Here is a 24,713-nt window from a genome sequence, read left to right on the forward strand (position 1 = left end):
ATTATACCTCCTCATCTACGAACTTTTCGTACTCTTCACTTGTCATCAATTCATCAATTTGTGATTTATCGGCTAGTTCGATTTTTACAATCCATGCTTCATATGGATCTTGATTTATTAATGCTGGATCATCTAGTAATTCTTCATTTACATCTGCTATTCTACCATCTACAGGCATATAAACATCAGCTGCAGCCTTTACTGATTCTACAGCAGCAAAAGCCTCTTCCTTAGCAAATTCATCGTCAACTTCAGGTAGCTCTACATAAACAATATCCCCTAATTGGTCTTGGGCAAAATCTGATAACCCTATATATGCTTCTTCTCCCTCAACTTTTAACCACTCATGATCCTTAGTATAATATAAGCCTTCTAAAATTCTCATATGTTTAACCCTCCTTAAAATTATTAATTATTTAATTACTAATTATTTATTATTTGTCTTTTATTCTTAATTATTTATTTTTTAAAAATTTTCTACTAATTACTTTAGCCTTAACAGGTTTATTTCTAATCATTATTTCGAATTCATTGCCAATTTCAGTTTCATTGATATCTACCAAAGCATTTCCTATGCTCTTCTTAAGAGTTGGTGACATATATCCTGTAGTTACATGACCAATTTTTTTGCCATCTTTATATATTTCATAGCCCTCTCTTGGAATTCCCCTTCCCAACAACTCAAAACCTACAACTTTTCTCTTTAAGCCTTCTTCCCACTGTTTATTCAATGCTTCTTTCCCAATGAAATCTTCTTCTTTATCCAATTTAACGAAGAACTTCAATCCGCCTTCTAATGGATTAATATCCTTAGATATTTCGTTTCCGTATAGGGGCATTGCAGCTTCAAATCTAAGGGTATCCCTACATCCTAAACCACATGGCTTAATTCCTTCTTCTTGACCCTTCTCCAATAAAGCATTCCAAATCTTTGCGATTTCATCAACTGGTGCATATACTTCAAATCCATCTTCTCCTGTGTAACCAGTTCTTGAAACTATACATTCTATGCCCATTATATCGACTTTAGGTTCAAAATAGAAAGGTTTAATATTGGATAAGTCAGTATCGGTAAGCTTTTGTAAAACCTTTTCAGAGTTGGGGCCTTGTATAGCAATTTCTCCATATTGATCTGATTTGTTTTCAATAATGATATTAAAATCTTTTTTATTGTCAATCATCCACTTGAAATCTTTTTCAGTATTAGCAGCGTTAACTACTAAAAGATATTCTTCTTCATCAAACTTATAAACTAAAAAGTCATCTACTACTCCCCCATCAGGATAGCAGAATAAAGCATAGATGGTTTGATTTTTTTCTGCTTTTGAAATATCGTTTGTGCATAAGTACTGTAAATAAGCTAGTGCATCTTTTCCTTTAACAAAGATTTGTCCCATATGAGATACATCAAATATTCCTACTGCATTTCTTACAGCTTCATGTTCTGGAATTAATCCTTCGAATTGTACTGGAAGGAACCATCCTGCGTACTCAACAATTTTTCCCCCAAGCTTTACATGTTCATCGTAAAGGGGAGTTTTCTTTGCTACCATTTAACCACTCCTTCCTTAATTTTACACTTAAATGGGTACATCCTATATGTTACCCTAAATTCCTTTTTTGTATCAGAAGTCGCTTATGTAAAAAAAGGAATTCAAAAAATATCATCGTCTTTATTATACAAAAGAAAAATAAGGAATGCAATACGGTGAATCAACAAAGGAGAGAAATATGTTATTTTTTTGACAAAATTTTTTTATACTGGAACCAACTTTTCCTGTTATCCACCTTACCCACATTATCCACAGTATCAAGTGGATAACTTATGTAAACTTAATCTATTACCTAATTGCCCAGATATATAATTAGGTGTTTACATAATTAGCTAATTGTCCACATTATTTACATTTATCCACAATACTTATCCACATTAAAAGCTATATTCTCCTATCCCGTGATTAAAATACTTCATTATTCCTCTATAAATGGCGAAAGCTATTTTTTCTTGATATTCTTCTGTATTAAGTAACTTCTCCTCCTTATGGTTTGATAGAAATCCGCATTCGACTAGGACGGAAGGTATATCCATCTCATTTAACAAAAATATATCGTCTCTTTCTTGTGGTACTCTCCTGTTATCTTTATCCAACGTGTCTCTCAATTCATCTTGGATAAAATTTGCAAGTATTGCACTAGTTTCATCGCCTTTTTTATAAAAAACCTGAGCTCCATAGTATCTGGGATCTTTAAAAGCATTTAAGTGGATGGATACTAATAAGTGACAATTTCCTTTTTCTATTATTTCTTTCCTCCTATGTAAATCTTCAGTTTTCATCTCTTTAATATTTTTGGATTTATCTGTATACAATCCATCTTTAGTTTTTCTAGTGATTATAACCTTCCCTCCATTTTCCTCTATATATTTTTTTAATTTTAATCCAATTTTCAGATTTATTTCATCTTCTCTTATGCCACTTACACCTATAGCTCCAGGATCTACTCCTCCATGACCTGGGTCTATTCCTATTATCATGTTCTTCATTGAATTATTGTATACAGCCTTCGTCTGATTTTTCCGAAGGATTATTAATATCGGTATTAATAAAATAAGAAATAGTATAATCTTTAAATGACTTTTCTTTATATAAAATACCAATATTATCCCTCCTTTATATTGAAATATATTGTTTTAGTTTTTAGCTTATTCCTAATACTTAGCAAAATAAAAACGCCAGATTTTATTTTCAACCTGGCGCTTATATTCTTATAGATATCTATTATCCTTTTCCTTCAATTTAGACAACCTCCTATTGAATTTTAAGTAATGAACATGAGTAATTTTGGGAAACGAACTCCCATAGCTTAAACTATTTTTATTATATCAAACCTTCCTCCATGAACAAAAACATCTACCTCTTTATCTAATTGAAGTTTGAAAAAATTATCAATTCGTTCATATGAATTGATATATACTTTCTGTCCTTTTTAGACAAATTTTCTTTAAAATAAAAATTAATATATTGTAGATTTTTAGGTTGAATATAGACACCTTTCATTATTATTTAGTTTAAAACATCACCCTGACAATTACTCGTACAAGTACACGCATCTATTGATAGGTTTATATAGTCCTAACATAAGCTTAATCAATGTTGATTTGCCAGATCCATTTGGACCCAAAATAACATAGCTCTTGTTTAAACTAAATGTACATGTAAAGCCCCTGATGATATAGTCATCATTATTTGGATATTTGAACCAGATATCATCAAAATATATTTTATAGCTTCCATATATAACTGAATTTTTCAGATACTGTCTTTCAGTTTTATTGAAGCATATATCTTTATAAGCCCTATGGTCAGAAATAATATCTACATATTCTGATTTCTTATTTAGTTCATCACTAATAATAGTATTAAAAGTAAGAGTAAAACTAAATAAGACTAAAAGCATTCCTAAAGTAATATTATTATTGTAATACATAAGTATCCATATGCATAAACAAGTAAAATTCATTATAATTGATACTAGCTCAAATATAACATTAAAAATGTAGTTGTTGCAAGGCTTCTCCCATTTTCTTCCCTTGTAGTGACAAAGTTTGCTCGCGGGTTTTATTACCTTAAAAAATATAAAAAAAGATATAAAAAATGAGAAAATTACAAGCGAGTTTGCTCGTGAGCAGTGAAGAATGACAAAGTTTGCTCGTGGAAGGTAATGAGTATTCATACGCAGGGTATAACCTACGGGAGGAAATATCGAAACCACCTACACATACGAGTTATACAGGCTTACGAGGGATTAAAACTGCGTCCGGATTTAATAATTTATACATTCTTATATGCTTTTTTACACAACAAAAAACCGCCAAAGGGAATTCTCCCCCCTGACGGTTGGCGCTTGCGATAAGCAAACTTTGTAATTGTAAACAAACTCGTGTGTAATGAAACAACATATTATCTCTTTGAGAATTGAGGTGCTCTTCTTGCTTTCTTTAGACCGTATTTCTTTCTCTCTTTCATCCTTGGATCTCTTGTTAAGAAGCCAGCTTTCTTCAATATAGGCTTTAACTCTTCATTAGAATTTACTAAAGCTCTTGCGATACCATGTCTGATAGCTCCAGCTTGCCCAGTAAATCCGCCGCCTTTAACATTTACAAATACATCATATTTGTCTAATGTATCAGTTATAACTAAAGGCTCTTTAACAAGAACTTTTAGTGTATCATAATCAAAGTATTCATTAATGTCTCTTTTATTTATTATAATATTACCTGTACCTGGTAATAATCTAACTCTAGCTACTGAGGTCTTTCTTCTTCCTGTTCCTATATATTGTACATTAGCCACTTACAGTCCTCCCTTCTTTAGGCTCAATTAAAATTCATATACTTCTGGTTTCTGAGCTTCATGATTATGTTCTGAACCGCTATATATCTTTAATTTTTTGATCATTTTTCTTCCAAGTCTGTTCTTTGGAAGCATTCCTCTAACGGCTAAATGAATAGCTTTTTCTGGATTCTTATCCATCAATTTTCTATATGGTACAGATTTTAATCCACCAGGATAACCTGAATGGTATCTATATTCCTTTTGGTCTAATTTCTTTCCTGTTAATTTAACCTTGTCTGCATTTATAATTATTACATAGTCCCCAGTATCTACGTGAGGAGTATATATAGGCTTGTTCTTGCCTCTTAATATAGAAGCTACTTCTGAAGCCAATCTACCTAAAACTTTACCTTCTGCATCTATAACGTACCATTTTCTCTCTATCTCATTTGGGTTAGCCATATAGCTCTTCATCTTATTCCCTCCTTGTTCCAACGTTGGTTATAAAAAGTTCCGGGGCTTTTTAAAACACTCTAATATATTCTAATACAAGGCAATATCAATGTCAATACGTATTTTGAAAGGAACACTCCATTATATGCTTTATATTTAACAATTGATATTTTCTATGTTTAATAAAATACCTTTACCAAATAAAGTCCCTCTGGAGGTGCTGTATGTCCAGCAAACCGCCTGTTTTTTGATTTTATGATATGAGGTATCTCATCGCTTTTAAATCTTTTTCGGCCTACATCTACTAAAGTTCCTATTATTATTCTTACCATATTATATAGAAATCCATTTCCCTCTATAGTAAAAACCATTAGGTCATCCTTTTTTTCAAGAAAAAACTTGTCAATAGTTCTAATGGTAGACTTTGCACCGCTATTTGATGCCATGAATGCAGAAAAATCATGGGTGCCTATAAAAAATTTCATTGCCTTTTTCATCTCTTCAATGTCAAAAGCAAATGGCACATGGTAAGCAAAATTCCTATACAGCGGATTTCCGATTTGGCTACTGTAAATAACATATTTGTATCTCTTTCCAATGGCATCATACCTAGAATGGAAATTTATATTTACTTCTTCCGACTCTATTATTCTAATATCTTCAGGCAATATATTGTTTAATGCAAATTTAATTCTATCCGGTGGAATACTGGTATTGGTTAAAAAATTTGCTACCTGTCCTATTGCGTGTACTCCCTTATCGGTTCTTCCAGAACCAATTAAATTTACATTTTCTCCTGTAACCTCTTTAATTGCTCTTTCTATTTCCTTTTGAATGCTATTGCCATTTTTTTGCTTTTGCCAACCACAATAATTAGTACCCTCATACTGAATAGTAAGCTTAATATTGATCATATTACTACCTCTTATATCAATTGGATATATCTATTAATGATTATAAACCCAAAGAATATAGTCATAGAAATGATGGTCAATACATCCTTATTATCCAGTTTTAACTCATTCAACCTAGTTCTATGTTCTCCTCCACGATAGCATCTAGCCTCCATAGCTATAGCCAGCTCATCTGCTCTTCTGAAAGCATTTATAAATAGCGGAACCAGTAGTGGTACCAAATTCTTGGCCCTATTGATAATGTTCCCACTTTCAAAATCTGCACCTCTAGCCATTTGAGCTTTCATAATCTTATCCGTTTCCTCCATAAGTGTAGGAATAAACCTCAATGCTATAGTCATCATCATGGCTAATTCATGAGCTGGTAAACCAATTTTCTTAAAAGGAGATAATAGCTTTTCTATCCCATCAGTAAGGGCTATTGGTGATGTAGTAAGAGTGAGTAGAGAAGTACCGGTTATTAAAAAGATTAACCTTAAAGCCATAAATACCGCTTGGCTAAGTCCCTCTTTAGTAATTGTCAAAGGCCCTATTTCGAATAATACTTCTCCCTTCGTTAGCAGTAAATTTATAACAAAGGTTATCCCTATTATTAGCATAAGAGGTTTTAATCCCTTTAATACATATTTAAAGGGTACCTTAGAGGCCCAAATGGAAAAGAGTAAGAAGACTAAAATTAGTAAGTAGGGTTTAAAGGTCTTTATAAAAAACAAAGAAGCTATAAACATCATCACTATTAATATTTTTATCCTAGGGTCAAGTCTATGGACAAAAGTATCTCCTGGAAAATATTGACCTATTGTAATATCCTTAAGCATTTCCTCTTCTCCTTAAATAATTTATTATTTCTTCCTTGGCCTCTTTCACAGTAAGCACTATATCTTTAACCTGATTCCCTCTATTCTTATACTCTCTCATAAAAGATGTAACCTGTGGGATACCTAAGCTCAATTCAGTTAATTTATCTGCTTGCTTAAATATTTCTCTCGTTTCACCTTCCATTGCTATTTTCCCCTTATGCATTACAATTATTCGATTAACTAATCTAGCTATATCCTCCATGCTGTGGGAGACCAATATAATGGTAATACCTTCTTGGTGTAGGATTTCTAGTCTGCCTAAAATTTCATCTCTTCCCCTGGGATCAAGACCTGCTGTAGGCTCATCTAAGATTAAAACTTTAGGGTTCATTGCTAAAACACCTGCAATAGCTACCCTTCTTTTCTGTCCGCCACTGAGTTCAAAGGGAGACCTATCTTTTAAGCTCTCATAATCTAATCCTACCAATTCCATGGCTCTTATAACTCGTTCTTCTATTTCCTCTTCTTTCAACCCTAAATTTTTGGGCCCAAATGCTATATCCTTATATATGGTTTCTTCAAATAATTGGTGCTCAGGGTATTGGAATACTAAGCCTACCTTTTGCCTTATATCCTTTAAATTAGTTTCTTTAGTTATATCCACTCCATCAACAATTACCTTCCCAGATGTAGGCTTTAAAAGGCCATTTAAGTGTTGAACCAAGGTGGATTTTCCCGAACCCGTATGCCCAATAAGGCCGACAAAATCACCTTCATTAATGCTTATATTTACATTGTCTAAAGCTTTCCTCTCAAAAGGGGTATTTGGATTATATACATAACTAACATTTTCCAATTTTATTAACATAAGGCTTTCACCAATTCCTCTATGGTTAATATGTCTGTTGGTATATCAATGCCCTCTTTCCGCAATTCAAAAGCCAGCTCAGTTACCTGCGGAACATCTAGTCCAAGACTTTTAACTTTTTCTACCTGACTGAATATTTCCCTAGGGCTTCCTTCCATAACTATTTTCCCTTGTTCCATAATAAGTATTCTGTCTGCTTCTACTGCTTCATCCATAAAATGAGTAATATGAACTATAGTCTTTTTTTCCTCTCTATTTAACTTCATAATTGTATTTATTATCTCAATTCTTCCAATGGGATCCAGCATTGCCGTAGGTTCATCTAATATTATACATTCAGGTCTCATAGCAAGAATCCCTGCAATTGCTACCCTTTGCTTTTGACCCCCAGAAAGTAAGTGGGGAGCATGCTTTTTATACTCTGACATTTCCACAATTTCCAATGCTTCATCTACTCGTTTTCTTATCTCTTTTGGAGGAATTCCCTGATTTTCTGGGCCAAAGGCAACATCTTCTTCTACAATTGTTGCTACTATTTGGTTATCAGGGTTTTGGAATACCATACCAGCTGTTTCTCTTATTTCCCAAATTTTGTTAGCATCCTTGGTATTCATATTTTTTACATATACATCTCCTCTAGTAGGTAGTAATAGGCCATTCATTAGCTTGGCTAAAGTAGATTTGCCAGAACCATTATGTCCTAATATTACCAAGTATTCACCTTTTTTTACGGATATATTTATATCTTTAATTGCAGTTAACTGGCTATCTTCTCCAACAGAATTGTACTTATATGTGACGTTTTCTATTCTAATGATATCTTCCGACATTTTTATCTCCTAGCTTTCATTTATTTCCATTACTTAATATAACACAAAGCTATTTAATTGACAATGGACATCTATCATTACTCATTGAAAAAAAGGGACTAAGTATTTTACAATGAAGACTAAAGTCTTCCTTACTTAATCCCCTATCCACTATACTAATTCTAGAATTGCCATCTCTGAACCGTCTCCTCTACGAGGACCTAGTCTTAATATTCTAGTATATCCACCATTTCTATCGGCATATTTGGGAGCAATTTCATCGAATAGTTTTTTTACCACGTCTTCATCGTAAATATACGCTAATGCTTGTCGTCTAGCATGTAAATCCCCTCTTTTACCTAGGGTTATCATCTTTTCAGCCATTCTCCTAGTTTCTTTAGCTCTTGTAACTGTTGTCTCAATTCTTCCATGTTTTAAAAGGCTTGTTACTTGATTTCTCAACATTGCTTTTCTATGATCTGTACGGCGGCCAAGCTTTCTCAATGTAGCCATATCTCTCCCTCCTTCATATCCTGCTAATCATCTATTTCTTTTAAACTTAGACCTAATTCAGCAAGCTTTTCCTGAATTTCCTCTAAAGATTTTTTACCTAAATTTCTAACCTTCATTAAATCATCTTCAGTTTTTTGAGTTAGTTCGTCAACTGTATTAATTCCAGCTCTCTTTAAACAATTGTAACTTCTTACCGATAGGTCTAATTCTTCTACTGTCATTTCTAAAACTTTCTCTTTTTTGTCCTCTTCTTTTTCTACCATTATTTCCACATCATTAACATGGTCTGTTAAGCCAATAAATAGATTCAAGTGCTCGGTAAGTATCTTAGCCCCTAAAGAAGTTGCCTCTTCAGGTTTCATGGAGCCATTAGTCCACACTTCAAGGGTTAACTTATCATAATCAGTAAATTGGCCTACCCTTGTATTTTCTACCCAAAAATTCACCTTCCTCACAGGAGAAAAAGAGGAATCAATGGGTATTACTCCTACCGATTGTCCTTCCTTTTTATTCCTTTCAGCAGTTCTATACCCTCTCCCCCTTATCATTTCCAGTTCCATATATAATTTACCATCTTCATTTACAGTTGCTATATAGTGATCTTTATTAAGTATCTCAACATCGGGAGTAGTGATAATATCCCCTGCTGTTACTACCTGTGGACCTTCCACTTCCAATCTCAAGGTAACAGGTTCATCCGTATACATCTTAGCAGTAATTCCTTTAATGTTTAATATCATTTCTGGAACATCTTCCAAAACACCTGGCACTGTAGAAAATTCATGCAAAACTCCTTGAATCTTTATAGAGGATACGGCTGCCCCTGGTAAAGACGATAACAATACCCGTCTTAGTCCATTTCCTAAGGTAGTACCATATCCTCTTTCAAGAGGCTCGACAACAAATTTCCCATAAGTGTTATCTTCGCTCAATTCCACAATCTCTATTCTTGGTTTTTCAATTTCTATCATTAACATTAACCCTCCTTATTAAATTTGTTATCAAAGGACGAGGGTGACTGATTCTATTATAATTATTATTTTGAATATAGCTCTACAATTAAGTGTTCTTGTATTGGAATATCGATATCTTCCCTTGTAGGCTCAGCTACAACTCTACCCCTATATTCTTCAGGATTCACTTCTAGCCATCTAACGGTATTTCCTCGATGATTCTCAACTAATTCCTTAAATTTAGGGCTATTTTTACTCCTTGCCTTTACTTCGATTACATCTCCAACTTTCAAAATGGTTGAAGGGATATCAACTTTATTTCCATTAATTGTGAAATGCCCATGTCTAACCAATTGCCTTGCTTCAGCTCTGGATGATGCAAATCCAAGTCTATATACTGTGTTGTCAAATCTTAGCTCTAATAGTTTCAGCAAGTTTTCCCCTGTAATTCCTGGCATCTTATCTGCTCTATCAAAATACATCCTCATTTGTGATTCTTGAATACCATAGAATCTACGAACTTTTTGCTTCTCCCTTAACTGTAAACCATACTCTGTTACTTTTTTTCTCGATTGTCCATGTTGCCCTGGAACATAGTTTCTCCTAGCAACTGGGCATTTATCAGTATAACATTTATCGCCTTTTAAATATAATTTCTGTCCTTCTCTACGACATAATCTACATACTGGACCTGTATATCTAGCCATCTATCCTCACACCTCCTATATTAAACTCTTCTACGTTTTGGTGGTCTACAACCATTATGTGGTATTGGAGTAACATCTTTAATTAAACTAACTTCCAAGCCTGTGGCTTGAAGAGATCTTATAGCAGCTTCTCTACCTGAACCAGGGCCTTTAACGTATACTTCAACGCTTTTCAAGCCATGTTCCATAGCTTTTTTTGCAGCTTCTTCTGCCGCTTGTTGAGCTGCAAAAGGTGTTGATTTTCTTGAACCTTTAAAGCCTAATTGCCCTGCACTTGCCCATGAAATAACATTACCTTGTAAATCTGTTAAAGTTACCATGGTGTTATTAAAAGTCGATGTAATATGGGCTTGCCCTCTTTCTATATTCTTACGTTCTCTTCTTCTAACACGAGTTGCTCTAGCTTTCTTTGCTGCCACTTTACTTCCCTCCTTCATACACCTCTATTTTTTCTTGCCTATAATCCTCTTGGGACCTTTTCTAGTTCTTGCATTAGTCTTTGTTCTCTGTCCTCTAACTGGAAGTCCTCTTCTATGTCTAATCCCTCTATAACAATTAATTTCTCTCAATCTCTTTAAATTTAACGCAATTTCCCTTCTTAAATCTCCCTCTACACGATAGTTGTGGTCAATTATATTTCTAATAGCATTAACTTCAGCTTCTGTTAAATCCTTTACTCTTGTATTTGGATCTATGTTTGCTTTCTTTAATATTTCATTTGCTCTGGACCTACCAATTCCATAGATATAGGTTAAACCGATTTCTACCCTTTTATCTCTAGGTAGGTCAACACCTGCAATTCTTGCCATTACAATTTACACCTCCCATAGTATCTTCATAAATTTGAAACCAAATCCTGAATTAGCCTTGTTTTTGCTTGTGTTTTGGGTTTTCACAAATTACCATTACTCTTCCTTTTCTTTTAATGATCTTACATTTTTCACAAATTTTCTTTACAGATGGTCTTACCTTCATCTAATCTCCCTCCTATGCTACTTGTTTCGCCAGGTTATTCTGCCTCTAGTCAAATCATAAGGTGACAATTCTACCGTTACTTTATCTCCAGGAAGTATTCTAATATAGTTCATCCTTAGCTTTCCAGAAATGTGGGCTAAAATTTCATGGCCATTATCCAGCTTCACTTTAAAAATGGCATTTGGTAAGGCATCCACTACTGTACCTTCCACTTCAATGACATCTTTTTTAGACATTCAATTATCGAACCTCCTATTTTAACGATTTTAGAAACTCTTATTGAAAGGTTCTAACAATCTTCTAATATAGGCATTATTGATCTTTATATTATTATCCAATTTATCTTTCAACTCTGTTAACACCGTATTATAAACCGTTAGATGTTTTACCTTCTTCTTCTTTGGCTTATCCAATTTCCTTAAATCGCCATCTACTACTAAAACGTGCTTATCATCCAAAATTTCTAATACCAAGAAAACTCTACCTTTATCACGACCAGCCCTTGACTTAACCACCTGCCCGATGGTTATGTCACTAGTTGAATCCATTAAGTTCACCTCTTTAAAAGCTTAGTTAGACGAGCTGTCATATTGCCAAGGGAGAAAGGCTCTCCCCTTCTCTAACTTTTCCCCTAATCTCCTAAGGAATTTATAATATCCTGGAAAATAGAGTCAATTGACTTAGAGCCATCTACATTTAATATTAACCCTTTTTCGGTATAATAATCAATTAAGGGCCTGGTTTGTTCTAAATATACTTCGATTCTCTTCTCTATGGTTTCCTTCTTATCGTCATCCCTTTGGAACAATTCTTCGCCACATTTATCACATATATTTTCTTGTTTCGGTGGACTAAACTTAACATGATAAGTTGAGCCACAGCTTTTACATACCCTTCTTCCTACAGCCCTTTCTATTAATACTTCCTTTTCCACATCTATATTTATTACCTTGTCAAGCTTTAAATCCATATCCGCTAATACATCATCCAAGGCTTCTCCCTGAGCCAAGGTCCTAGGAAATCCATCTAAAAGGAAACCCTTTTTGCAATCACCTTCAAGCAATCTATCTTTAACAATAGATATTACTAAATCGTCGGGAACCAATAGCCCTTGATCCATATAGGATTTGGCTTTTAAGCCTAGTTCAGTTCCCCTTTTTATATTATCTCTAAAAATATCGCCAGTTGAAATATGGGGAATATCATATTTTTTAACTATAGCCGATGCCTGAGTGCCTTTACCCGCTCCAGGAGGTCCTAGTAATATTAGTCTCATATAGATCATCCCCTATAAATTATTTCAAGAATCCTTTATAATGCCTCATTAACATTTGAGACTCTATTTGTTTTACAGTTTCTAATGCTACCCCAACTACTATTATAATAGCAGTACCACCGAAATTAACATTCATCTTAAACAGATGAGATAATATGATTGGCAGTGAAGCTATTACAGCTAAGGATATAGCACCTATAAAGGTTATTCTTGATATTACCTTATTTAAATAGTCGGAAGTTGGTCTTCCTGGTCTAATTCCTGGAATAAATCCACCATATTGTTGTAAGTTTTTAGCATATTCAACTGTGTTAAATTGAACAGCTGTATAGAAATATGTGAAGAATATGATCAACAATACATTCAATATAGAATAAACCCATATTCCCACACTACCTTGTACTGTCAAATACTTAGTTATCCATTCTGAAGGCTCTCCTTTGAAGAAAAGAGCTAATGTTTGTGGGAACGCCAGTAATGAGGTAGAAAATATTACAGGTATAACTCCTGCCATAGAAACCTTTAAAGGTATATGTGAACTTTGCCCACCATACATTTTTCTACCTACAACTCTCTTTGCATATTGAACAGGTATTCTTCTTTCCCCTTCTTGTAAAGCTACAACTACTGCAATTATTACTAAGGCAACTATTACAAATAGTACCAATTTAACTATACTAAGGGCATCTAAAACTCCCATTCTAGCCCATGCAATTGGCTTCAGAAATTCAGAAGGGAGCTTGGAAATAATCCCAACAAAAATTATTAGAGAAATACCATTTCCAATGCCTTTTTCAGTAATAAGGTCTCCAATCCATATTAAAAAGGAAGTTCCTGCTGTTAAAGATATTATTACTATAGCAGTTTGTAATGGCCCCTGTGCAACAAGAGCCCTATTGAAGAAACCAAAAGTAGTACCTATTGCCTGTATAATGGCTAATATTACAGCACCATATTTGGTCCATTGAGCTATTTTCTTTCTGCCAGCCTCTCCTTCCTTAGCTATCTCTTCAAGTCTCGGAATGGCAATTGTCAATAACTGAATTATTATGGAAGCGGTGATATAGGGATAAATATTCAATGCAAAAATACTAAACTCACTAAAGGTTCCACCTGCCATTAAATCAAGAAACTCTAATACTCCTGCTTGGCCTAGTTCAAATATTTGCCTGATTATATCCCTATCCATATATGGCACTGGAATACTTGAACCTAACCTTATGACTAAAAGCATTAATAAAGTAAAGATGATTCTTTTTCGAATATCCTCTATTTTCCAGGCATTTCTCAAGGTTGAAATCATCTATATCACCTCTACCTTTCCCCCTGCAGCCTCAATCTTTTCAGCAGCTGTTTTGCTAAACTTATGGGCTTTTACAGTGAGTTTTTTATTTATTTCTCCATCCCCCAATACCTTTACACCATCTATAGCTTTGCCTCTTTTTACTACCCCATTAGCTATTAACAATTCTGGTGTTACAACTGTGTTTTCTTCAAATCTATTCAAGTCTTCTACATTTATAATAGCATATTCCTTTGCAAATATATTAGTAAAGCCTCTCTTTGGCAATCTCCTTATAAGTGGCATTTGACCTCCTTCAAAACCTGGTCTTGTTCCACCTCCAGACCTTGCCTTTTGTCCTTTATGCCCTCTACCAGAAGTTTTCCCATGACCTGAGCTAGTACCTCTACCAACTCTTTTGCGTTTCTTAGTTCCTCCAGCACTTGGCCTTAATTCGTGTAATTTCATTGGTAACACCTCCTTAAAAGATTATTCTGTTACTTCAACCATGTAGTCTACTTGAGCTATCATACCTCTAATTTGAGGAGTATCTTCTTTTTCTACTACCTGCCCAATCTTTCTAAGTCCAAGAGCTTCTATAGTCCTTCTATGTTTTTCTGGTCTTCCAATAATAGATCTAACCAATTTAATCTTAATCTTAGCCACTATACTCCCCTCCTAGCTTATTATTTCATCTGCAGTCTTTCCTCTTAGCTTAGCAACATCTTCTACTTTCTTTAAATTTTTTAAAGCTTCAATAGTAGCATTAACCACATTCCTTGGATTATTAGATCCTAAAGATTTAGTTCTTATATCTCTAATGCCAGCTAACTCACAAACTGCACGTACTGGTCCACCGGCTATAACTCCCGTACCTTCCTTAGATGGCTTAAGTAAGACCTTTCCTGCACCAAAAACTCCTATTATTTCATGAGGAATAGTTGTACCTACAAGTGGAACCTTAATAATATGTTTCTTAGCATCTTGTATGGCTTTTCTAATAGCTTCTGGAACTTCTAAAGCTTTACCCATTCCTACGCCCACATGCCCATTTCCATCTCCAACTACTACAAGGGCACTAAATCTAAAGTTTCTACCACCTTTAACTACCTTGGTAACGCGATTTATGCTAACAACTCTCTCCTTTAAATCTAACTCATTTGAATCTATATATGAACGCTCCATTTATTTCCCTCCTTTTCCTAGAATTTAAGACCAGCTTCTCGAGCTCCTTCTGCAAGCTCTTTTATCTTTCCGTGATAAATATATCCACCTCTATCGAATACTACTTCTTTGATTCCCTTTTCAAGGGCTCTTCTACCTATTAATTGGCCTACTAGTTTTGCTGCTTCCACATTTTTAGTTGAATTTAATTCTCCCCTTAGTTCTTTATCTAAAGTTGAAGCTGATGCCAAAGTATGTCCTTTTATATCATCTATTATTTGAGCATAGATATGATTGTTACTTTTATAAACGTTTAATCTTGGTCTTTCAGGAGTTCCATAAACTTTTTTTCTAATCCTTAAATGTCTATTCTTTCTCATTTCATTTCTACTTACCTTTTTTAACAACTTCATTCACTCCCTTCTACTTACCAGTCTTACCAACCTTACGCCTTACATATTCATCAGCATATCTAATACCTTTGCCTTTGTAAGGTTCTGGTTTCCTAAAGTCTCTAATTACTGCTGCATAATTACCAACTTTTTGTTTGTCTATTCCTTTTACAATAATTTGATTGGCTGCTGGTACCTCAACTTCAATTCCCTCTGGGTCCTCTAATTCTATTGGATGAGAATATCCTAAGTTCAAAATCAATTTCTTTCCTTGTTTTTGAGCTCTATATCCTGTACCGTGAATTTCTAGTTTCTTAGAGTAACCATTAGTCACCCCTTCGATCATATTGGCAATTAATGTCCTAGTTAATCCGTGTAATGACTTGTGTTTCTTATCATCTGATGGCCTATTCACGAAGATCTGATTATCTTCAATTTTTATTTCCATTTCTGAACTTAGTTGATCCTTTATAACTCCTTTAGGCCCTTTTACTTCTATATGATTTTTTGTATCTAATTTTATTTCAACACCTTTTGGAATATCTATTGGCTTCAATCCTATTCTTGACATAAGTGCACCTCCTATTCCTGTAAATTACCTTTGTTACCATACATAACAAAGAACCTCTCCGCCTACTCCTTCTTTTCTAGCTTCTTTATCAGTCATAATGCCTTTTGAAGTTGAAAGAATTGCTATTCCAAGCCCACCTAAAACTCTAGGTATTTCATCACTTTTAACGTAAACCCTTAATCCTGGCTTGGATATCCTCTTAATTCCGCTTAATACCTTCTCATTATGCTTTCCATATTTTAATTCGATCCTAATAATCCCTTGTTTCCCATCATCTATTACATCAAAGCCTTTTATATACCCTTCATCTAGTAGGATTTGTGCTATTTCCTTCTTGATGTTTGAGGCAGGAATATCAACAGTATCATGTTTTGCATTATTACCATTTCTTATTCTTGTTAACATATCTGCAATTGGGTCAGTCATCATAATTAGCTACCTCCTTTCATAACCTTAATACTACCAACTGGCTTTTTTAACTCCAGGGATTTGGCCTTTATATGCTAATTCTCTAAAACAAATACGACATACTCCATATTTTCTAAGATAACCGCGAGGCCTACCGCAAATTTTACACCTATTATATTGTCTTGTACTAAATTTGGGTTTTCTCTTTTGCTTAGCAATCATCGATTTCTTTGCCAAATTCTTCCCCTCCTTCTTTACTTTCTAAAAGGCATACCCATTAGCTCTAAAAACACCTTCGCTTCTTCATCTGTCTTAGCAGTTGTAACTATGACTATATCCATTCCTCGAATGCCTTCCACCATATCGTAATCTATCTCTGGGAATATTAATTGTTCTCTTATTCCTAATGCATAATTCCCTCTACCATCAAAGGAAGAACTGCTTACCCCTCTAAAGTCTCTAACTCTTGGTAGTGAAATATTCATAAGTTTATCTAAGAAATCATACATTTTATCTCCTCTTAAGGTTACTTTAACTCCTACCTTCATACCTGCACGCAATTTAAAATTAGCTATGGATTTTTTTGCATGGGTTACTACAGGTCTTTGGCCGGAAATTAGTGCCATTTCGTTTACAGCAGATTCTAAAGCTTTTGGATTATCTTTAGCTCCTCCAATACCCATATTTAATACTATTTTTTCCAATTTGGGAACTTCCATAATATTCTTATACTGAAATCTTTCCATCAAAGCTGGTACGACTTCATTTTTATACTTCTCTTTTAGTCTGGAAGCCATATTTATTACCTCCTTTCAATGCCAGTTATTTATCTAATACTTCTCCACATTTTCTACATATCCTAACTTTAGTGCCATCATCCAAAAATTTATGGCCTATTCTTACCCCAGTCTTATCCTTCTCACAATAATACATTGTTTTTGAAGCATGGATTGGCCCTTCTTTTTTAATTATTCCACCTTGTTGGTTTGGACCTTGGGCTTTCATATGCTTTGTAATCATATTTACGCCCTCAACAATTACTCTATTTTCTTTAGGAAATACCTTTAGTACTTTGCCTATTTTACCTTTATCTTTTCCAGAAATAACTATTACAGTATCTCCGCTTCTCACATGCATATTCTACACCTCCTCTTATAGAACTTCTGGTGCTAGGGATATTATCTTCATAAAGTTTCCTCTTCTTAATTCCCTTGTTACAGGCCCAAAAATACGAGTTCCTACAGGATTATTATCATCTTTTATAATAACTGCTGCATTGTCGTCAAATTTAATATAGGATCCATCACTTCTTCTTACACCATGTTTTGTTCTAACGACTACAGCCTTGATAATTTGTCCTTTTTTTACAACTCCTCCAGGTGTTGCACTTTTAACAGAGCAAACTACTATATCTCCAATATTAGCATATTTTTTATTAGTACCTCCTAATACTCTGATAACTAATAGCTCTCTCGCACCTGAATTATCTGCAACTTTTAATCTACTTTCAGTTTGAATCATTAGAATACCTCCTTTCCAGGCATAAGGACTATTTTGCTTTTTCTACTATTTCCATAACTCTCCAGCGTTTTTCCTTGCTTAATGGTCTAGTTTCCATTATTCTTACTAAATCTCCAATCTTACATTCATTGTTTTCATCATGGGCTTTAAACTTTGTAGTTCTTCTTATTTGCTTTTTATATAAAGGGTGGGTTACAAAAGTCTCTACAGCAACTACAACAGTTTTATCCATTTTATCGCTTACTACATAACCTACTCTTACCTTACGATTTCCTCTATCCATCTGAGGTTAAACCTCCTTTCCTATACCTAATTCTCGTTCCCTAACGATGGTTTTTATCCGAGCAATATCTTTTCTAACAGCTTTTATCCTCATGGGATTGTCTAATTGACCTGTGGCCAATTGAAATCGCAAATTAAACAACTCATTTTTTAAATCTAATAGTTTTGCCTCTAATTCCTTATCTGACATCTGGCGAATTTCCTTAGCCTTCATTAGCTTCACCACCCTTTTCTTCTCCATCTTCACGAGTGACAAATTTAGTCTTAATTGGTAATTTATGTGCCGCCAATCTCATCGCTTCTCTTGCTACCTCTTCTGATACTCCACCCATTTCAAATAATATTCTTCCTGGTTTTACAACTGCTACCCAATATTCTGGTGAACCTTTACCAGCACCCATACGCGTTTCAGCTGGCTTTTCAGTAACTGGTTTATCCGGGAATACTTTAATCCAGATATTACCGCCTCTTCTTACAGATCTGGTCATAGCACGTCTTGCCGCTTCTATTTGATTTGAAGTTATCCATGCTGGCTCAAGAGCTTGCAATCCATATTCTCCGTAAGTAAGTTTATTACCTCTAGTAGCTTTTCCTTTCATTCTTCCTCTATGAACTCTACGAAATTTTACTCTTTTAGGCATTAACATTTTACCTTCCTCCTTCCTACAAGTTATTTATATACTACTCTGTTAAATCCTCTTCATCTTTTTTTTCATCTTCATCTACTTTTTTAGTAGGAAGAATCTCTCCTTTATATATCCATACCTTTACTCCTAATTTTCCATAGGTGGTATCGGCTTCAGCAAATCCATAATCTATATCTGCTCTCAAAGTTTGGAGAGGTATAGTTCCTTCACTGTATCCTTCAGTTCTAGCCATATCTGCTCCTCCAAGTCTACCGGATACAGCAGTCTTTATTCCTTCTGCTCCTGCTCTCATGGTCCTTTGTATTGCTTGTTTCATTGCCCTTCTAAAGGAAACCCTTCTTTCTAGCTGAGAAGCAATATTTTCAGCTACCAACTGAGCATCTAGCTCGGGAACCTTTACTTCTTCCACATTAATAATTACTTCCTTTTTAGTCATCTTTTCAACATCTTTTCTTAATTGTTCTACACCTGTACCGCCTTTTCCTATTACCATTCCTGGTTTTGCAGTATGAATAGTAACCTTTACTCGATTAGCTGCTCTTTCTATCTCAATCTTTGAGATTCCTGCAATAAACATGCTCTTCTTAATATATTCTCGAATTTTATAATCCTCTATTAGATAATCGTTGAAATTCTTCTTATCTGCGAACCATTTAGAATCCCAGTCCTTAATTATTCCAACCCTTAAACCGTGTGGATTAACCTTTTGACCCATTATCTATCCCTCCTTTTCTACTCTCTTTCTTCTACTACCACTCCAATATGACTAGTTCTTTTCAATATTGGATAAGCCATTCCTCTCGCACGAGGTCTCCATCTTTTAAGCTGAGGTCCATCATTAGCATAAGCTTCCTTAACATATAAATTATCTCTATCTAAATTAAAATTGTTCTCCGCATTAGCGATAGCAGAATTTAACACTTTTTCAAGGACTCTTGCACCCTTTTTAGGTGTAAATCTAAGGATTGTCAAAGCTTCATCTACATGTTTTCCTCTAATCTCTTTGCATATATAGTTAACCTTCAAAGGTGAAATCCTTATATATTTAGCTTCAGCTCTAGCTTCCATCCTCATTCCCTCCTTTATATCTATTTAAGTGCTGTTGACCTTTCAGTCTTATCACCGTGTCCTCTAAATGTTCTAGTAGGTACAAATTCGCCAAGCTTGTGTCCTACCATATCTTCTGTTATATATATGGGTACATGCTTTCTTCCATCGTGAACTGCAATAGTATGACCTACCATTTGAGGAAATATGGTGGAACGACGAGACCAAGTTTTAATGACTTTTTTCTCATTTTTCTTATTTAATTCTTCTATCTTCTTTAGAAGATGGTCATCACAAAAGGGACCTTTCTTTAAAGATCTACCCATTATTATTCCTCCTTTCAGACATCGTTAGCTACTTTTTCCTTCTTCTCACAATATATTTATCCGATTTCTTGTTCTTAGGTCTAGTTTTATATCCTAGTGTAGGTTTACCCCATGGAGTTAAAGGCGATGGCATACCAATTGGAGCCCTTCCTTCTCCACCACCATGTGGGTGATCTACAGGGTTCATAGCACTACCTCTAACATGAGGTCTTCTACCTCTATGTCTGCTTTTTCCCGCTTTGCCTAATGTTAAGTTTTCATGTTCAACATTTCCTACTTGCCCAATAGTTGCACGGCAATCTAATAGAACCAATCTAAATTCTCCTGAAGGTAATCTTAACTGTGCATATTTCCCTTCTTTACCCATTAGTTGAGCTTCAGAGCCAGCAGATCTTACAAGTTGGCCTCCTTTTCCTGGACTTAACTCTACATTATGAACAGTAGTACCTACCGGAATATTTCTAAGAGGTAAAGCATTGCCTATTTTAATATCTGCATGTTCTCCAGATTCAATAACATCTCCAACCCTTAATTTGTTTGGAGCAAGTATATATCTTTTTTCACCATCAACATAATGTATTAATGCAATTCTGGCTGTCCTATTTGGATCGTATTCTATAGCTGCAACCTTTCCTGGAATTCCGTCTTTATCCCTCTTAAAATCTATGATTCTATACTTTCTCTTAGCTCCGCCTCCCCTATGGCGTACTGTAATTCTCCCTTGAGAGTTTCTTCCACCTGTTTTCTTCAAGGTAACAACCAAAGACTTTTCAGGCTCTCTTTTGGTTATCTCTGCAAAGTCGGAAACAGTCATTTGACGTATGCCTGGGGAAGTTGCTTTGTATTTTTTAATACTCAATGTTATTCCCTCCTTCTTCTAAAAACTACTACATTCCTTCAAAGAATTCTATTTCCTTAGAATCTTCAGTTAAAGTTACTATTGCCTTTTTCCAGTTGGGTCTCCTACCAACATGTACTCCCATTCTCTTTTCTTTTCCCAACATGTTCATGGTATTTACCTTTTCAACTTTTACATCGAATATCTTTTCTATAGCCTTTTTAATTTCAGACTTATTCGCTCTTTTATCTACTTGAAATGTGTATTTTTTTTCGGCCATAGCATTCATACTTTCTTCTGTTATTATAGGCCTAATGATTATGTCGTGTGGATTACGCATTATGCATACACCTCCTCCACTTTCCTAACCGCATCTTTAGTGATTATAAAGGAATCATAGTTTAAAATATCATAAACATTCAAAGTGTTTACCAATGCGGTTTCTACATTCGGAATATTCCTAGCTGATTTAATTACATTTAGGTTCTTCTCATCCATTACTATTAAAGCTTTTTTGTTAGCTTTTATATTTTCTAATATCTTAACCATTTCCTTAGTCTTAGGTTCACTCAAATTTAACTCGTCTAATACTATTATCTCATCGTTTAGGACCTTAGAACTTAAAGCTGATTTCATAGCTAATCTTTTAACCTTCTTAGGAACTTTGTAGCTGTAATCTCTTGGTTTTGGTGGGAAAACTATTCCTCCGCCTACCCATTGAGGCGCTCTTATGCTTCCTTGGCGAGCTCTACCTGTACCTTTTTGTCTCCAAGGTTTTCTTCCTCCACCTCTAACCTCTGCCCTCGTCTTAGCAGATTGAGTCCCTTGTCTTCTATTAGCTAAATGGTTCTTTACCACTTCGTAAAGCACATGCTGATTTACTTCAACGCCGAAAACATTATCACTTAATTCCATTTCTCCTACTTGTTCACCTAATATGTTGTAAACATTCACCTTAGGCATACCAGTTCCTCCTTTCTACTATCTCTTATCTGTTTTTGACAGATTCCTTTATAATTAACAAGCCACCCTTTGGTCCTGGTACGGCACCTTTTACCAATAATAGATTCTTATCCGCATCTACCCTAACCACTTCAAGGTTTTGGACTGTCACTCTTTCATTTCCCATTCTACCAGCTTGTTTTGAACCTTTAAAAACTCTTGCCGGGAAAGTAGCTGCTGCCCTAGCACCTGGCCCCCTATGATATTTAGAACCATGACTTTCAGGTCCTCTTGAGAAATTATGTCTCTTGATAGGGCCTTGAGTCCCTTTACCCTTTGATATTCCTGTAACATCCACTTTATCTCCAGCTTCAAATACATCCACTTTAATTTCCTGACCAACTTCAAATTCTTCTACATTATCCACTCTAAATTCTCTAAGATATCTTTTATATTCTACTCCTGCCTTATCGAAATGTCCTTTTAAAGGCCTATTAACTCTTTTTTCCTTTACATCTGCGAAACCTACTTGTACAGCATTATATCCATCATTTTCTACAGTTTTCTTTTGTATTACCTTAACAGGACCTGCTTCAACAACTGTTACTGGAATAACAACTCCATCTTCATTAAATATCTGAGTCATTCCAATTTTTCTTCCTAGTATATTTTTCATCTCTACACCTCCTATTATCTTACAGCGGATTACCCTTTGGTAATCATTCTAAGAAATTATAGCTTAATCTCAATATCTACACCTGCTGGTAAATTCAACTTCATAAGTGAATCTACAGTTTTTTGATTTGGATTGAGAATATCAATCAATCTCTTATGGGTTCTTTGTTCAAATTGTTCTCTTGAATCCTTATACTTATGAACCGCACGTAGAATTGTAATAACTTCCCTATCTGTTGGCAATGGTACTGGACCAGAAACGTCAGCCCCAGTTCTCTTAGCTGTCTCAACTATTTTTTGTGCAGATGCGTCTAGCAACTCATGATCATAAGCTTTCAATCTAATCCTTATTTTTTGTTTGTTCTTATTTGACATTAAAATTCCCTCCTTCTATCGCATGTTGTTTTTTACATGCGACAAGGAATTGCCGATACACACTTCCGGGTGTGTTGTAACTTTTTTTATATAAAAGCTAAGCCATTTAAGACAATTCCCGTCGCCCGATTTTAAACCGGACATTCTCAACAAAAATTCCCCCCGCACTCAATCCAATAAACAAATCAGATACAATTAATTTTACAAGGGATTGAGAAATATTTTAATTACAATATTTATTTATAGGATTGAGTGCGGGGCAACCTTTTGTATCATCGCAATGTCTAAAAATAAAAGTTTTTGGACACTACTATAGTTTATAGCATATTTTAGAAAAACTCAAGTCTTTTTTATACTGTTTGTTAATTTTTTTGAATAACAAGAGATATGAAAAGAAAGGGAGCTTTTAGTCCCCTTCTTTTAAAATTATTACCCAAGAATCTTAGTAACAACTCCAGCACCTACTGTTCTACCACCTTCACGAATAGCAAATCTTAATCCTTCTTCCATAGCTATCGGAGTTATTAACTCTATAGTAAATTTAGCATTGTCGCCTGGCATTACCATTTCTACTCCTTCTGGTAATTCGATGTTGCCTGTTACGTCAGTTGTTCTGAAATAAAATTGTGGCCTATATCCATTAAAGAATGGTGTATGTCTTCCACCTTCTTCTTTTGTCAATACGTATACTTCAGCTTCGAATTTTGTATGTGGAGTAATTGTTCCAGGTTTTGCTAATACTTGGCCTCTTTCTATTTCGTCTCTTTGAACTCCTCTTAATAATGCACCTATATTGTCTCCTGCTTGGGCTTCTTCTAGTATCTTTCTAAACATTTCTACCCCTGTTACTACTACTGTTCTCGATTCATCTGTTAATCCTACTATGTCTACACTGTCTCCTGTCTTTATTACTCCTCTTTCTACTCTTCCTGTTGCTACTGTTCCTCTTCCTGTTATACTAAATACGTCTTCTACTGGCATTAGGAATGGTTTGTCTATTTCTCTTTCTGGTTCTGGAATGTCTCTGTCTACTGCTTCCATTAATTCTATTATCTTATCTCCCCATTCTCCATCTGGGTCTTCTATTGCTTTTAAAGCAGAACCTACTATTACGCTTGCATTGTCTCCGTCAAATTCATATTCGCTTAATAGTTCTCTTACTTCCATTTCTACTAATTCGATTAATTCTTCATCGTCTACCATGTCTGCCTTGTTTAAGAATACTACTATCTTTGGTACGCCTACTTGTCTGGATAATAGTATATGTTCTCTAGTTTGTGGCATTGGACCGTCAGCTGCTGATACTACTAAAATTGCTCCGTCCATTTGAGCTGCTCCAGTTATCATGTTCTTTACATAGTCAGCGTGCCCTGGACAGTCTACGTGTGCATAGTGACGATTTGGAGTTTCGTATTCAACGTGGGATGTGGATATTGTTATTCCTCTTTCCCTTTCTTCTGGTGCTTTATCTATGTTTTCATAGCTCATTACTTGTCCTGACCCATATCTTTTATTTAATACCATAGTTATTGCTGCAGTTAATGTGGTTTTACCATGGTCTACGTGACCTATTGTACCTATATTTACGTGAGGTTTCGTTCTTTCAAATTTTTCCTTTGCCATCTGAATTCCTCCTTAATA

The 24,713-nt window shown here is 34.8% G+C and carries 42 protein-coding genes; all 42 read right to left on the reverse strand.

Annotated features, from left to right (window positions below; translation table 11 throughout):
- Position 1: 1 nt before the first annotated feature.
- Entirely contained in the window at positions 2 to 385 is a 384-nt protein-coding gene (gcvH, locus tag BLV68_RS05470) for a glycine cleavage system protein GcvH (RefSeq protein WP_093751625.1), read from the reverse strand.
- Positions 386 to 455: 70 nt separating this feature from the next.
- A complete protein-coding gene (gene gcvT, locus BLV68_RS05475; protein WP_093751627.1) occupies positions 456 to 1,553 on the reverse strand; it encodes a glycine cleavage system aminomethyltransferase GcvT in 1,098 nt (365 codons plus the stop codon).
- 377 nt (positions 1,554 to 1,930) lie between these two features.
- Positions 1,931 to 2,656, reverse strand: a complete 726-nt coding sequence (gene cwlD / locus BLV68_RS05480; protein WP_093751629.1) for an N-acetylmuramoyl-L-alanine amidase CwlD — start codon at positions 2,654 to 2,656, stop codon at positions 1,931 to 1,933.
- 431 nt (positions 2,657 to 3,087) lie between these two features.
- Positions 3,088 to 3,486: an ATP-binding cassette domain-containing protein gene (locus BLV68_RS15415; protein ID WP_159428623.1), complete on the reverse strand. Its 399-nt coding sequence runs from the start codon at positions 3,484 to 3,486 to the stop codon at positions 3,088 to 3,090.
- 473 nt (positions 3,487 to 3,959) lie between these two features.
- Positions 3,960 to 4,352: a 30S ribosomal protein S9 gene (rpsI, locus tag BLV68_RS05490; RefSeq protein WP_093751633.1), complete on the reverse strand. Its 393-nt coding sequence runs from the start codon at positions 4,350 to 4,352 to the stop codon at positions 3,960 to 3,962.
- A gap of 27 nt (positions 4,353 to 4,379) precedes the next feature.
- A complete protein-coding gene (rplM, locus tag BLV68_RS05495) occupies positions 4,380 to 4,808 on the reverse strand; it encodes a 50S ribosomal protein L13 (RefSeq protein WP_093751635.1) in 429 nt (142 codons plus the stop codon).
- Between the two features lie 158 nt (positions 4,809 to 4,966).
- The gene (gene truA / locus BLV68_RS05500) at positions 4,967 to 5,701 is read right to left on the reverse strand and encodes a tRNA pseudouridine(38-40) synthase TruA (protein ID WP_093751637.1); all 735 of its coding nucleotides are present in this window, start codon (positions 5,699 to 5,701) and stop codon (positions 4,967 to 4,969) included.
- Positions 5,702 to 5,712: 11 nt separating this feature from the next.
- Positions 5,713 to 6,519 carry an energy-coupling factor transporter transmembrane component T family protein gene (locus tag BLV68_RS05505; protein ID WP_093751639.1) on the reverse strand — a complete coding sequence of 269 codons (807 nt, stop codon included), beginning with the start codon at positions 6,517 to 6,519 and terminating at the stop codon, positions 5,713 to 5,715.
- Positions 6,512 to 7,369, reverse strand: a complete 858-nt coding sequence (locus BLV68_RS05510; RefSeq protein ID WP_093751641.1) for an energy-coupling factor transporter ATPase — start codon at positions 7,367 to 7,369, stop codon at positions 6,512 to 6,514. The genes BLV68_RS05505 and BLV68_RS05510 overlap by 8 nt, the downstream gene beginning before the upstream one ends.
- Positions 7,363 to 8,199, reverse strand: a complete 837-nt coding sequence (locus BLV68_RS05515; RefSeq protein ID WP_093751643.1) for an energy-coupling factor transporter ATPase — start codon at positions 8,197 to 8,199, stop codon at positions 7,363 to 7,365. Before BLV68_RS05515 ends, BLV68_RS05510 begins: the two co-directional genes overlap by 7 nt.
- A 150-nt stretch (positions 8,200 to 8,349) precedes the next feature.
- Complete coding sequence (rplQ, locus tag BLV68_RS05520; protein WP_093751645.1) at positions 8,350 to 8,691, reverse strand: 50S ribosomal protein L17; 342 nt, start codon at positions 8,689 to 8,691, stop codon at positions 8,350 to 8,352.
- Positions 8,692 to 8,714: 23 nt separating this feature from the next.
- On the reverse strand, positions 8,715 to 9,662 hold the full coding sequence (locus BLV68_RS05525) for a DNA-directed RNA polymerase subunit alpha (RefSeq protein ID WP_093751647.1): 948 nt from the start codon (positions 9,660 to 9,662) through the stop codon (positions 8,715 to 8,717).
- 65 nt (positions 9,663 to 9,727) lie between these two features.
- The gene (rpsD, locus tag BLV68_RS05530) at positions 9,728 to 10,351 is read right to left on the reverse strand and encodes a 30S ribosomal protein S4 (RefSeq protein WP_093751649.1); all 624 of its coding nucleotides are present in this window, start codon (positions 10,349 to 10,351) and stop codon (positions 9,728 to 9,730) included.
- Positions 10,352 to 10,371: 20 nt separating this feature from the next.
- Complete coding sequence (gene rpsK, locus BLV68_RS05535; RefSeq protein WP_093751651.1) at positions 10,372 to 10,770, reverse strand: 30S ribosomal protein S11; 399 nt, start codon at positions 10,768 to 10,770, stop codon at positions 10,372 to 10,374.
- 24 nt (positions 10,771 to 10,794) lie between these two features.
- A complete protein-coding gene (gene rpsM / locus BLV68_RS05540; RefSeq protein ID WP_093751653.1) occupies positions 10,795 to 11,160 on the reverse strand; it encodes a 30S ribosomal protein S13 in 366 nt (121 codons plus the stop codon).
- A 52-nt stretch (positions 11,161 to 11,212) separates the two neighbouring features.
- Complete coding sequence (rpmJ, locus tag BLV68_RS05545) at positions 11,213 to 11,326, reverse strand: 50S ribosomal protein L36 (RefSeq protein WP_006555676.1); 114 nt, start codon at positions 11,324 to 11,326, stop codon at positions 11,213 to 11,215.
- Positions 11,327 to 11,343: 17 nt separating this feature from the next.
- Positions 11,344 to 11,562 carry a translation initiation factor IF-1 gene (infA, locus tag BLV68_RS05550; RefSeq protein WP_093751655.1) on the reverse strand — a complete coding sequence of 73 codons (219 nt, stop codon included), beginning with the start codon at positions 11,560 to 11,562 and terminating at the stop codon, positions 11,344 to 11,346.
- A gap of 30 nt (positions 11,563 to 11,592) precedes the next feature.
- Entirely contained in the window at positions 11,593 to 11,874 is a 282-nt protein-coding gene (locus tag BLV68_RS05555; protein ID WP_093751657.1) for a KOW domain-containing RNA-binding protein, read from the reverse strand.
- Between the two features lie 83 nt (positions 11,875 to 11,957).
- Positions 11,958 to 12,602 (reverse strand): adenylate kinase, encoded by a 645-nt coding sequence (locus BLV68_RS05560; protein ID WP_093751659.1) that lies wholly within the window; start codon positions 12,600 to 12,602, stop codon positions 11,958 to 11,960.
- 19 nt (positions 12,603 to 12,621) lie between these two features.
- Entirely contained in the window at positions 12,622 to 13,905 is a 1,284-nt protein-coding gene (secY, locus tag BLV68_RS05565; RefSeq protein ID WP_093751661.1) for a preprotein translocase subunit SecY, read from the reverse strand.
- On the reverse strand, positions 13,906 to 14,352 hold the full coding sequence (gene rplO, locus BLV68_RS05570; RefSeq protein WP_093751663.1) for a 50S ribosomal protein L15: 447 nt from the start codon (positions 14,350 to 14,352) through the stop codon (positions 13,906 to 13,908). It lies immediately after the preceding gene.
- 21 nt (positions 14,353 to 14,373) lie between these two features.
- Positions 14,374 to 14,550 (reverse strand): 50S ribosomal protein L30, encoded by a 177-nt coding sequence (gene rpmD, locus BLV68_RS05575; protein ID WP_093751665.1) that lies wholly within the window; start codon positions 14,548 to 14,550, stop codon positions 14,374 to 14,376.
- 12 nt (positions 14,551 to 14,562) lie between these two features.
- Positions 14,563 to 15,069 (reverse strand): 30S ribosomal protein S5, encoded by a 507-nt coding sequence (rpsE, locus tag BLV68_RS05580; RefSeq protein WP_093751667.1) that lies wholly within the window; start codon positions 15,067 to 15,069, stop codon positions 14,563 to 14,565.
- Positions 15,070 to 15,086: 17 nt separating this feature from the next.
- Positions 15,087 to 15,455 carry a 50S ribosomal protein L18 gene (gene rplR, locus BLV68_RS05585; protein ID WP_093751734.1) on the reverse strand — a complete coding sequence of 123 codons (369 nt, stop codon included), beginning with the start codon at positions 15,453 to 15,455 and terminating at the stop codon, positions 15,087 to 15,089.
- A 16-nt stretch (positions 15,456 to 15,471) separates the two neighbouring features.
- Positions 15,472 to 16,011 carry a 50S ribosomal protein L6 gene (rplF, locus tag BLV68_RS05590; protein WP_093751669.1) on the reverse strand — a complete coding sequence of 180 codons (540 nt, stop codon included), beginning with the start codon at positions 16,009 to 16,011 and terminating at the stop codon, positions 15,472 to 15,474.
- 33 nt (positions 16,012 to 16,044) lie between these two features.
- On the reverse strand, positions 16,045 to 16,440 hold the full coding sequence (gene rpsH, locus BLV68_RS05595) for a 30S ribosomal protein S8 (RefSeq protein ID WP_093751671.1): 396 nt from the start codon (positions 16,438 to 16,440) through the stop codon (positions 16,045 to 16,047).
- Positions 16,441 to 16,470: 30 nt separating this feature from the next.
- Positions 16,471 to 16,656 (reverse strand): type Z 30S ribosomal protein S14, encoded by a 186-nt coding sequence (locus tag BLV68_RS05600; protein WP_093751673.1) that lies wholly within the window; start codon positions 16,654 to 16,656, stop codon positions 16,471 to 16,473.
- A 17-nt stretch (positions 16,657 to 16,673) separates the two neighbouring features.
- Positions 16,674 to 17,216, reverse strand: a complete 543-nt coding sequence (gene rplE / locus BLV68_RS05605) for a 50S ribosomal protein L5 (RefSeq protein WP_093751675.1) — start codon at positions 17,214 to 17,216, stop codon at positions 16,674 to 16,676.
- Between the two features lie 25 nt (positions 17,217 to 17,241).
- A complete protein-coding gene (gene rplX / locus BLV68_RS05610; protein ID WP_093751677.1) occupies positions 17,242 to 17,556 on the reverse strand; it encodes a 50S ribosomal protein L24 in 315 nt (104 codons plus the stop codon).
- Between the two features lie 15 nt (positions 17,557 to 17,571).
- Positions 17,572 to 17,940 carry a 50S ribosomal protein L14 gene (gene rplN, locus BLV68_RS05615; RefSeq protein ID WP_093751680.1) on the reverse strand — a complete coding sequence of 123 codons (369 nt, stop codon included), beginning with the start codon at positions 17,938 to 17,940 and terminating at the stop codon, positions 17,572 to 17,574.
- Positions 17,941 to 17,968: 28 nt separating this feature from the next.
- The gene (gene rpsQ, locus BLV68_RS05620; RefSeq protein ID WP_093751682.1) at positions 17,969 to 18,223 is read right to left on the reverse strand and encodes a 30S ribosomal protein S17; all 255 of its coding nucleotides are present in this window, start codon (positions 18,221 to 18,223) and stop codon (positions 17,969 to 17,971) included.
- Positions 18,224 to 18,229: 6 nt separating this feature from the next.
- Positions 18,230 to 18,436, reverse strand: coding sequence for a 50S ribosomal protein L29 (rpmC, locus tag BLV68_RS05625; protein WP_093751684.1), 207 nt, complete (start codon positions 18,434 to 18,436; stop codon positions 18,230 to 18,232).
- Entirely contained in the window at positions 18,426 to 18,869 is a 444-nt protein-coding gene (gene rplP, locus BLV68_RS05630) for a 50S ribosomal protein L16 (RefSeq protein WP_093751686.1), read from the reverse strand. The genes rpmC and rplP overlap by 11 nt, the downstream gene beginning before the upstream one ends.
- Before the next feature lie 34 nt (positions 18,870 to 18,903).
- The gene (gene rpsC, locus BLV68_RS05635; protein ID WP_093751688.1) at positions 18,904 to 19,584 is read right to left on the reverse strand and encodes a 30S ribosomal protein S3; all 681 of its coding nucleotides are present in this window, start codon (positions 19,582 to 19,584) and stop codon (positions 18,904 to 18,906) included.
- Positions 19,585 to 19,601: 17 nt separating this feature from the next.
- On the reverse strand, positions 19,602 to 19,937 hold the full coding sequence (gene rplV, locus BLV68_RS05640) for a 50S ribosomal protein L22 (RefSeq protein ID WP_093751690.1): 336 nt from the start codon (positions 19,935 to 19,937) through the stop codon (positions 19,602 to 19,604).
- A 20-nt stretch (positions 19,938 to 19,957) separates the two neighbouring features.
- Positions 19,958 to 20,242, reverse strand: a complete 285-nt coding sequence (gene rpsS / locus BLV68_RS05645; RefSeq protein ID WP_093751692.1) for a 30S ribosomal protein S19 — start codon at positions 20,240 to 20,242, stop codon at positions 19,958 to 19,960.
- 28 nt (positions 20,243 to 20,270) lie between these two features.
- A complete protein-coding gene (gene rplB, locus BLV68_RS05650; protein ID WP_093751694.1) occupies positions 20,271 to 21,101 on the reverse strand; it encodes a 50S ribosomal protein L2 in 831 nt (276 codons plus the stop codon).
- 28 nt (positions 21,102 to 21,129) lie between these two features.
- Positions 21,130 to 21,420, reverse strand: a complete 291-nt coding sequence (gene rplW / locus BLV68_RS05655; RefSeq protein WP_093751696.1) for a 50S ribosomal protein L23 — start codon at positions 21,418 to 21,420, stop codon at positions 21,130 to 21,132.
- Positions 21,420 to 22,043: a 50S ribosomal protein L4 gene (rplD, locus tag BLV68_RS05660; protein ID WP_093751698.1), complete on the reverse strand. Its 624-nt coding sequence runs from the start codon at positions 22,041 to 22,043 to the stop codon at positions 21,420 to 21,422. Before rplD ends, rplW begins: the two co-directional genes overlap by 1 nt.
- A gap of 25 nt (positions 22,044 to 22,068) precedes the next feature.
- Positions 22,069 to 22,698, reverse strand: coding sequence for a 50S ribosomal protein L3 (gene rplC / locus BLV68_RS05665; RefSeq protein ID WP_093751700.1), 630 nt, complete (start codon positions 22,696 to 22,698; stop codon positions 22,069 to 22,071).
- 56 nt (positions 22,699 to 22,754) lie between these two features.
- A complete protein-coding gene (gene rpsJ / locus BLV68_RS05670) occupies positions 22,755 to 23,072 on the reverse strand; it encodes a 30S ribosomal protein S10 (protein ID WP_093751702.1) in 318 nt (105 codons plus the stop codon).
- 429 nt (positions 23,073 to 23,501) lie between these two features.
- The gene (gene tuf, locus BLV68_RS05675; RefSeq protein WP_093751704.1) at positions 23,502 to 24,695 is read right to left on the reverse strand and encodes an elongation factor Tu; all 1,194 of its coding nucleotides are present in this window, start codon (positions 24,693 to 24,695) and stop codon (positions 23,502 to 23,504) included.
- Between the last annotated feature and the right edge of the window lie 18 nt (positions 24,696 to 24,713).

Origin of the sequence: Tepidimicrobium xylanilyticum (genome assembly GCF_900106765.1) — a bacterium.
Taxonomy (GTDB): domain Bacteria; phylum Bacillota; class Clostridia; order Tissierellales; family Tepidimicrobiaceae; genus Tepidimicrobium; species Tepidimicrobium xylanilyticum.

Excerpts from the sequence above, each read along its gene's own strand:
- rpmJ (WP_006555676.1), bottom strand. The coding sequence starts at position 11,326 with ATGAAGGTAAGACCATCTGTAAAGAAAATTTGTGAAAAATGTAAGATC.
- rplP (WP_093751686.1), bottom strand. The coding sequence starts at position 18,869 with ATGTTAATGCCTAAAAGAGTAAAATTTCGTAGAGTTCATAGAGGAAGA.
- rplM (WP_093751635.1), bottom strand. The coding sequence starts at position 4,808 with ATGAAGAGCTATATGGCTAACCCAAATGAGATAGAGAGAAAATGGTAC.
- rplN (WP_093751680.1), bottom strand. The coding sequence starts at position 17,940 with ATGATTCAAACTGAAAGTAGATTAAAAGTTGCAGATAATTCAGGTGCG.
- infA (WP_093751655.1), bottom strand. The coding sequence starts at position 11,562 with ATGTCTAAAAAAGATGTCATTGAAGTGGAAGGTACAGTAGTGGATGCC.
- rplC (WP_093751700.1), bottom strand. The coding sequence starts at position 22,698 with ATGAAAAATATACTAGGAAGAAAAATTGGAATGACTCAGATATTTAAT.
- secY (WP_093751661.1), bottom strand. The coding sequence starts at position 13,905 with ATGATTTCAACCTTGAGAAATGCCTGGAAAATAGAGGATATTCGAAAA.
- BLV68_RS05555 (WP_093751657.1), bottom strand. The coding sequence starts at position 11,874 with ATGGATTCAACTAGTGACATAACCATCGGGCAGGTGGTTAAGTCAAGG.
- rpsQ (WP_093751682.1), bottom strand. The coding sequence starts at position 18,223 with ATGGATAGAGGAAATCGTAAGGTAAGAGTAGGTTATGTAGTAAGCGAT.
- BLV68_RS05510 (WP_093751641.1), bottom strand. The coding sequence starts at position 7,369 with ATGTTAATAAAATTGGAAAATGTTAGTTATGTATATAATCCAAATACC.
- BLV68_RS05560 (WP_093751659.1), bottom strand. The coding sequence starts at position 12,602 with ATGAGACTAATATTACTAGGACCTCCTGGAGCGGGTAAAGGCACTCAG.
- rpsE (WP_093751667.1), bottom strand. The coding sequence starts at position 15,069 with ATGGAGCGTTCATATATAGATTCAAATGAGTTAGATTTAAAGGAGAGA.
- rpsM (WP_093751653.1), bottom strand. The coding sequence starts at position 11,160 with ATGGCAAGAATTGCAGGTGTTGACCTACCTAGAGATAAAAGGGTAGAA.
- rplW (WP_093751696.1), bottom strand. The coding sequence starts at position 21,420 with ATGCGTAATCCACACGACATAATCATTAGGCCTATAATAACAGAAGAA.
- rplQ (WP_093751645.1), bottom strand. The coding sequence starts at position 8,691 with ATGGCTACATTGAGAAAGCTTGGCCGCCGTACAGATCATAGAAAAGCA.
- tuf (WP_093751704.1), bottom strand. The coding sequence starts at position 24,695 with ATGGCAAAGGAAAAATTTGAAAGAACGAAACCTCACGTAAATATAGGT.
- rpsS (WP_093751692.1), bottom strand. The coding sequence starts at position 20,242 with ATGGGTAGATCTTTAAAGAAAGGTCCCTTTTGTGATGACCATCTTCTA.
- rplF (WP_093751669.1), bottom strand. The coding sequence starts at position 16,011 with ATGTCAAGAATAGGATTGAAGCCAATAGATATTCCAAAAGGTGTTGAA.
- rplE (WP_093751675.1), bottom strand. The coding sequence starts at position 17,216 with ATGGCTTCCAGACTAAAAGAGAAGTATAAAAATGAAGTCGTACCAGCT.
- truA (WP_093751637.1), bottom strand. The coding sequence starts at position 5,701 with ATGATCAATATTAAGCTTACTATTCAGTATGAGGGTACTAATTATTGT.
- rpsD (WP_093751649.1), bottom strand. The coding sequence starts at position 10,351 with ATGGCTAGATATACAGGTCCAGTATGTAGATTATGTCGTAGAGAAGGA.
- rplD (WP_093751698.1), bottom strand. The coding sequence starts at position 22,043 with ATGCCTAAGGTGAATGTTTACAACATATTAGGTGAACAAGTAGGAGAA.
- rplV (WP_093751690.1), bottom strand. The coding sequence starts at position 19,937 with ATGGAAGCTAGAGCTGAAGCTAAATATATAAGGATTTCACCTTTGAAG.
- BLV68_RS05525 (WP_093751647.1), bottom strand. The coding sequence starts at position 9,662 with ATGATAGAAATTGAAAAACCAAGAATAGAGATTGTGGAATTGAGCGAA.
- rplX (WP_093751677.1), bottom strand. The coding sequence starts at position 17,556 with ATGCATGTGAGAAGCGGAGATACTGTAATAGTTATTTCTGGAAAAGAT.
- BLV68_RS15415 (WP_159428623.1), bottom strand. The coding sequence starts at position 3,486 with ATGTATTACAATAATAATATTACTTTAGGAATGCTTTTAGTCTTATTT.
- rpsJ (WP_093751702.1), bottom strand. The coding sequence starts at position 23,072 with ATGTCAAATAAGAACAAACAAAAAATAAGGATTAGATTGAAAGCTTAT.
- rpmC (WP_093751684.1), bottom strand. The coding sequence starts at position 18,436 with ATGAAGGCTAAGGAAATTCGCCAGATGTCAGATAAGGAATTAGAGGCA.
- rpsH (WP_093751671.1), bottom strand. The coding sequence starts at position 16,440 with ATGATGACTGACCCAATTGCAGATATGTTAACAAGAATAAGAAATGGT.
- BLV68_RS05515 (WP_093751643.1), bottom strand. The coding sequence starts at position 8,199 with ATGTCGGAAGATATCATTAGAATAGAAAACGTCACATATAAGTACAAT.
- rplO (WP_093751663.1), bottom strand. The coding sequence starts at position 14,352 with ATGAAATTACACGAATTAAGGCCAAGTGCTGGAGGAACTAAGAAACGC.
- gcvH (WP_093751625.1), bottom strand. The coding sequence starts at position 385 with ATGAGAATTTTAGAAGGCTTATATTATACTAAGGATCATGAGTGGTTA.
- BLV68_RS05505 (WP_093751639.1), bottom strand. The coding sequence starts at position 6,519 with ATGCTTAAGGATATTACAATAGGTCAATATTTTCCAGGAGATACTTTT.
- gcvT (WP_093751627.1), bottom strand. The coding sequence starts at position 1,553 with ATGGTAGCAAAGAAAACTCCCCTTTACGATGAACATGTAAAGCTTGGG.
- rpsC (WP_093751688.1), bottom strand. The coding sequence starts at position 19,584 with ATGGGTCAAAAGGTTAATCCACACGGTTTAAGGGTTGGAATAATTAAG.